This window comes from Bacillus sp. ok061 (genome assembly GCF_900108285.1).
In the GTDB taxonomy this organism is placed as follows: domain Bacteria; phylum Bacillota; class Bacilli; order Bacillales; family Bacillaceae_G; genus Bacillus_A; species Bacillus_A thuringiensis_S.
In genome coordinates, this window is record NZ_FNUW01000047.1 from 22,010 (window position 1) to 28,346 (window position 6,337).

Below are 6,337 nucleotides of genomic sequence, written 5' to 3' on the forward strand. Positions count from 1 at the left end.
AGGATTCTCTCTATTATTAAAACCACAAAATTATAAAAAAAGCTAAAGAAAAATAGTTGCTTAAAATTTATATCTAATATTTTGAATTCACTTCTTTTTAGTTAACCTTTCCGGTTTATAACTAATCCTGATTACAGCTCATTTACAACCCTTTGATAGAAAGCGACAAAGTATGCTAGTGTTTTTCAAATCCATAACATCTTATATATTACATCTTGTCAATTATAACCTGTCTTTTATACCACTGATTCAACTTATCCCTCGCAGTACTTGAAAGTCGCTTCGTTTTTTGATTGTAGAACCTTGAAAGAGTAGGTTGCGATATCCCTATTTCTACAGAAAGTTCTCTCATTGTTATTTTCTTTTTCGCATGCAGAAATACCATCTTTTCCCGAATTAAATGTTCTCGTTCATCCAGGTTTATGAGCTTATCAATTTTCTTTATAACAGCTTTTTCCGCTCGTATTACATTGGTATTTTTCTTTTTAATCAAACTCTCCATTGAATTTATTAATTCTTTAGGTGGCAATATTCTAATACCTAATTGCGAATAATAATTTTTAAACCAATTCTTTTTTGTTAATTTTTCTTCATCTAAGACATCTTCATATTCCCAATGTGAAATAACCTGTTCTTGTTCTAGATCCATTAAGACATTTTCTAATTGGTCTCTAATTCTATTCGGTTTTTGATTTTGTTTAATATCCATTACTGCCAATAGCCCTTTATTGCCGCCTATAGAATAAGGCCTGTTTAAACTAGAAAACATTTGTCGAATTCTCCATTGCCACGTTAAATACCGAATTAATCTTTTATGGTACTTATGCCGATAGCTATTATATTCAAGGGCCTTTTTAGAGAGTAATGCAGTTGTAGTACTTGAACCATATAAATAACTTGATAAGAAACTTCCTGGCTTAATGCGACATGACTCTATTCCCATGTATTCATTGGTGTTCTTATCTCTCCATAGCACAACTGAATCTAATACAAATAGCCTTTTTATTACTTCACGTTTTACTTCGTAATACTTACCAGGTTCTGCACGATCATTCAATACTACAACCTCATTTTCATCATTAAGGTATATAAATATACTTGCTAAAGCTGCAATCCTTCTAGCGACTTTAATCTTATCCTCTGCTCGGTAATACTCAATTCCATTTGCTTTTGCTTTTGGAATACTACACATTTCTAAAACCTGTTCATATGAAAAATCAATGAATTCGTCTGGTGATTTCACTTCATTCAACCATTGAATAGTGATAGTATCTAGACAATCCGCTGTTAAGTCATCCATATTACTCATAACACCATCTACAAGTGTATTCCATCTTGCTGCTTCCTCTATATTTGTGAGTCTTAGGTCTTCATCTTTATGAGAAGAAAGTTGCGCCAATCCATTACTATCCTTTGTTTCAATTGGATAAGACTTTATTTTTGTTTCTTCATCTTCTTCAAATTGATTTTTCGCTATTCCATCTCTCAATCTATAGTAAACAGCAGAGTTATTAACCTCATAATAATCATCTTGTTTAACTTTATCATTATTCTCTAATGAAATCGGATTCATTTCATACTTACTATTTACAGTATTTAAGAACTCCTGTTGAATCAATATATTTATTGCCTCATGTATTTCATCCTTATACTGATCTATCTTCATAAATATTTGTAAAGAAGACATCCCCTTTTTTTGTTGTTTTTCAAGCCACTGTACTAGTATTGAAAAAGAAGGAGAAAGATATGAAGAAGTTACTATCTTGCTATTATCTTCTTTGACATCCTTGTAATAGGTATTCCATTTATTCCACAGCACCTCATTGTTTTTATAAAGTGGTTCCGATATCAATAATGCATCCCGAAACAATTGAAGAACTTTATCCATATGCCCCCTCCTTCTGGGTTAAATTTAAAATTGTATGCAATTCCTGCTAAATTAATATAGCAAGTTGAATTCTCTTATATAAAAAACGAAATACTACTAGGATTTCCACACTTTAAATCCCTACCACAAGAATGATATAACTTCCCATATCACTCATATCACTTCTTTTATCTAATATATAGAACAACTACACTTTTTATAACTTGTATAGTATGAAGTATGTATGTGAATTACATCAAAATCATTAAATACCGCTATGGATTTTCATGTCCAACTGAAAATCCATAGCGGTATCATGTCCCTTTCACTATAAAAATGCATCACTACATTTACAAAACATTAAACTTTTTTAACCTCTCCATCCTTGATATAAAAGGATTTCCTCTATCAAGTTTAATATTAAACTTGAAAACTTATAGCGGCATCATGTTCCTTTATTTTTTAACTTATCCTCTTATACATCAACGTTTACAATGCTTTTTCTATGTTATTATCTTCAAACATTACATGAAAACTCATAGCGGTATCATGCTCCTTAAAAAAAAAAACATGAAATAAAAATAGCTATATTGTGGTCCTTTTAAACCCTAATAACTGGATATAAATACCATAAATTAAACAATTCAAGCAATCCTTCAAAAATGTACCCAAAATAAAAACATGAAAATCTATATCTATATCACGTTCCTTTCACCATAATCTAAATGCAGTAAAATTATTGTTAAATCAGACTTTGATCACGCTTTTATATCTAATACTCCATTTTCTAGAAAAATGAAAATTTATAGCTGTATCATGTTCTTTATTTTTTTTTAGTATTCACGAAATCCCTTGAAACACTAGGTTTAAACGGACGTTTCATCTTTTCACATTTCCCCTTAAAGGAGGAAATTTTCACTTTTTTCAATTTGCTATAATCAAAAATGATACATTTTATAGTATTTTGGAAGATACTTCTGAATTTGAAGAACGGAGGTGAAAAAGATGGGGAAATCATTTATTATTTCTAATCAACGTAGCTTAAATGGAAAAACAACAAGTGCTGTGTTAGTAACATTAAAATCTTGGCAAAAGCTTGTTAATGCATTTGAGGAAAAATACTATAGTTACAAAGATACATACTTAGAAGATATTTTGCAGTACATGACATACGAAGACCGCATTGCTGATATTGACGGTTTTGTTGAAAAAGCTAAACCATCTTTTTCACGTCGCGTACTGTCTGGAATTGCTGAGAAAACAGGAAAAAGACATAAGTTATATGGTATTACAAATGCAGATCTTGAAGTGTTCTTATATCTACATAAAAAATGCTTTACTAATGGTGTCATTCCAAATGTAACGATACATATGATGTGGGAAGACTATAAGCAATATAAAGAAGAATTTGCTTATATCCAACACTCTCAATTCTATATCGCATTAAAGAAATTAAACTTACATAACATTATCTCCATTGAAAATGGAGTAGATGGTCGTTATACAATCAAACTCACTCATTTTATGAATGAAGAAACAGAAAAAGCAAATCCATACGTATATATAAGTCCCGTTGTATTTACAAAGGATTTCTTTAAACTATCTGTAGCAGCTAAGAAACTATTCTTAGACATCGCTATGCAACAACATACAGAAACAACGTTAAGACGTTCTTTGGATAAGCAGGATGAAAGAGGAAACAAAACTCACTTTGGTGGGATGTATCGTTTCTTACATAAAAAATATCCACACCAGATCCGTGCCGTGATTGATGAAGTAACAACTACATTACCATGTACAGGCAATCCTCTATTCAAAATTTGTAAAATGCAAAAAGGTGTAAAGCATACAAAACGATATACAACATTATATCTATCTATCCATTCGGACTTCTTATGTTCGAAAGAATCTGGAGAAGAACAATACAGGGATCCATTTACAGCAAAAGCTACTTATGCTCGTAAAGCCAAATTCATTGAATCGGTCCTTCAAGAAATGAATATCGGCGAATTGTCTGCAGACATGAATAAATTCATTCATGTATTAAAGCATACTTGTCATCGTCAAATTCGTAGTGTAATTCGCGGACTTCGTGATATGGTTGATCGAAAAGAAGGATATCCAACGAAAATTGTATATACATTGAAAAAACTATTACATCAAACATCTCAATATCAAATCCTTGATACTGCAGCGAAAGAAGGTATCTATCCTCTTATTGCGCAACATATACCAAAAGAGAGAAATAGTGACCGTGAACTAGCTGTCTTTAATTTTGGTCTACACTATTCCATGTACTCTCTTCATAACATTAAGAAAATGTTTAGAAACGTACATGTACTACTAAAACAAAAATTTGCGGTACCCGTAACTGAAGAATCATATTACCGTAATCACCTAAGATATCAAGAAGAAATGTTATTTAGAAAATATGCATATGATCAGGGAGTGAATCTCTATGCTTATACCGCTTTAGAAATTAAAATGCGTGAAAAATTGAAAGTTCGTTCCCATAAAGAACGCTCCATTCCGAGTGATGTACGTGAATGGTTTATCGAAGCAATTGATAAGCTACCACAGGAACAACTTCGTGTAATTGAGCTGCCAAATCGGTTTGATTTACTAGAATTTATGCGTATCTTTGAACGCTTGGTACGTGCTGGTGTATCAATAACAACTACAGATCAAGTGTTAACCGCAATGGAAATAAAATAACAGTAACAAGCTCTCTATTTTTGAAAAAACAAAAGTGGAGAGCTATTCGTGTTTACTTGATTAATAATTTTTTCGACTTCCCTATTTATTTATACCCGACTCGAAAGGTATCCTGTAAAAAGGAGTCTTTTTTTATGCACATCTATACAAACCTCCTTCTGCCTATAGGTTACCCTTCACAAAATACAAATAAATACTCTTTGCTTGCGGTAAAATACCCCATTTACATCCACAAAAAATCAGAAGGAAAAATATATAAACAGTGGATATGAGGAAAAATATGACCCAATGTGAATAATATTCCCCCAAATCTTCCGAGGTTACTAATGTAGTTGGGTTCATCTAATAAAAATCATCAATAATAATGTGTGTTATGTGTAAATACTGAGTAATGTTAACAAATATTAGCCTTATCTGAACAAATTGTGAGTAATTTGTTGATAAATACCGACCCCTTTACTAAAAACAAGGAAAATAAACCAATTTTTAGAAATTAAATAAATATAATTCAATATGTATCAATTTCTTTCTGATTTCATGTAGAAATATATGATCGGCTTTCTGCTTTTTTGTAGAATCGAAAGTCTAATAATCCTTGAAACTACAGATACATTTTCTACTATTTATGATTTTTTACGTTTTCATATCTAATTTTCCCTTACGTGAGTAGTTCATTTACCTATTTTTGATAACCTATAAAAGTTTTATCTTTATTTCTTTTTAATATATAAGATATATCTTTATAATAGATTTTACTATAACTAGCATACTTGTTAATAAAATATTCAACGTTCTATCTTCCTACATAAAAACAAGCGAAGTAAGTAACATAGATGTATCCAACTACACACACTATTTTTTAATGATAAGAGCTCCCCTGATAGCTTAGTAAACATAAATGACTAGTAACGTACTTACTTACCAATTAGCCTTAACTCTAAGCGTCAGCTAAGTGGTGAGTAATTCACTTATAGCATCAACATAAAGTTAACATAAACCCTATACATCAAATATATAACAACTGAATACATAATTACATAAAATGTACTTCGTTTCATGGTTAACATCCATTTTAATTTTTTATCGTGTAAACTTAACCTTATGCCACTAGCTATCTTCAGCCCACTGATTATTGAAAATAACTCTCTATAATCATCACTATTTCCTAATAAAACATATTCTTTTCCATTTTTATATTTTATATATAGAAATTCACTTCCATCTTTCCGGTCTAATACTGTTTTCATATATACTATTTCAGTTAATGAGTATATTTTTAAGTCGACTTCATTGTAATAACGATCTACAAAAAACACATATAACCGTTCATTTGTAGCGACTAACACATTGTTGATACCAAAGTTCATTGCTAGGGCACCTATTCCTAACATCATTGCTGCTCCTGTTTGCCAGCTTTTCACGCGAGGATTTGCGGGGTTCTGTTGCAAAGTTTAAAAAAAGTATAAACGAATCGGTAAATGGGGAGAAATATTTAAGCATTGGCTAGTAATTGTTGTAATTCCTTGGATGTGGAAAAAACGAAGTTTGTTTGATACAAACTTCGTTTTTTCTTATATATGGCCTGAATGGTTTCGATTCCTTTTATGGTACGTGAAGCATGACGAAGACTTTGAAATCCTGCGGATTTGACAAATCGTCTCTTGACATGACAATGATCCTGTTCGATGAGATTATTCAAATGCTTAATTGTACAATGAGCTGTATGTGTATAGAAACCGTTATTTCTTAATTTTT

Annotated in this window: 3 protein-coding genes and 1 pseudogene; 1 reads left to right on the top strand and 3 read right to left on the bottom strand. The window is 31.1% G+C overall.

Annotation, left to right across the window (positions count from 1 at the left end; translation table 11 throughout):
• Nucleotides 1–208: 208 nt before the first annotated feature.
• The gene (locus tag C4S65_RS31940) at nucleotides 209–1,888 is read right to left on the bottom strand and encodes a helix-turn-helix transcriptional regulator (RefSeq protein ID WP_103945819.1); all 1,680 of its coding nucleotides are present in this window, start codon (nucleotides 1,886–1,888) and stop codon (nucleotides 209–211) included.
• A 984-nt stretch (nucleotides 1,889–2,872) separates the two neighbouring features.
• On the opposite strand from C4S65_RS31940, the gene C4S65_RS31950 reads away from it, so the two are divergent.
• Nucleotides 2,873–4,582 carry a hypothetical protein gene (locus C4S65_RS31950; RefSeq protein ID WP_103945821.1) on the top strand — a complete coding sequence of 570 codons (1,710 nt, stop codon included), beginning with the start codon at nucleotides 2,873–2,875 and terminating at the stop codon, nucleotides 4,580–4,582.
• Nucleotides 4,583–5,550: 968 nt separating this feature from the next.
• Here C4S65_RS31950 and C4S65_RS31955 read toward each other — a convergent pair.
• Together C4S65_RS31955 and C4S65_RS31960 are read right to left on the bottom strand one after the other, a co-directional pair.
• Nucleotides 5,551–6,006: pseudogene (locus C4S65_RS31955) on the bottom strand (hypothetical protein); the annotation flags it as partial.
• Nucleotides 6,007–6,074: 68 nt separating this feature from the next.
• On the bottom strand, nucleotides 6,075–6,337 hold a 263-nt coding region (locus C4S65_RS31960; RefSeq protein ID WP_142391608.1), incomplete at its 5' end, for a DDE-type integrase/transposase/recombinase.

Coding starts and splice junctions, on each gene's coding strand:
- C4S65_RS31940 (WP_103945819.1), bottom strand. CDS start 1,888: ATGGATAAAGTTCTTCAATTGTTTCGGGATGCATTATTGATATCGGAA.
- C4S65_RS31950 (WP_103945821.1), top strand. CDS start 2,873: ATGGGGAAATCATTTATTATTTCTAATCAACGTAGCTTAAATGGAAAA.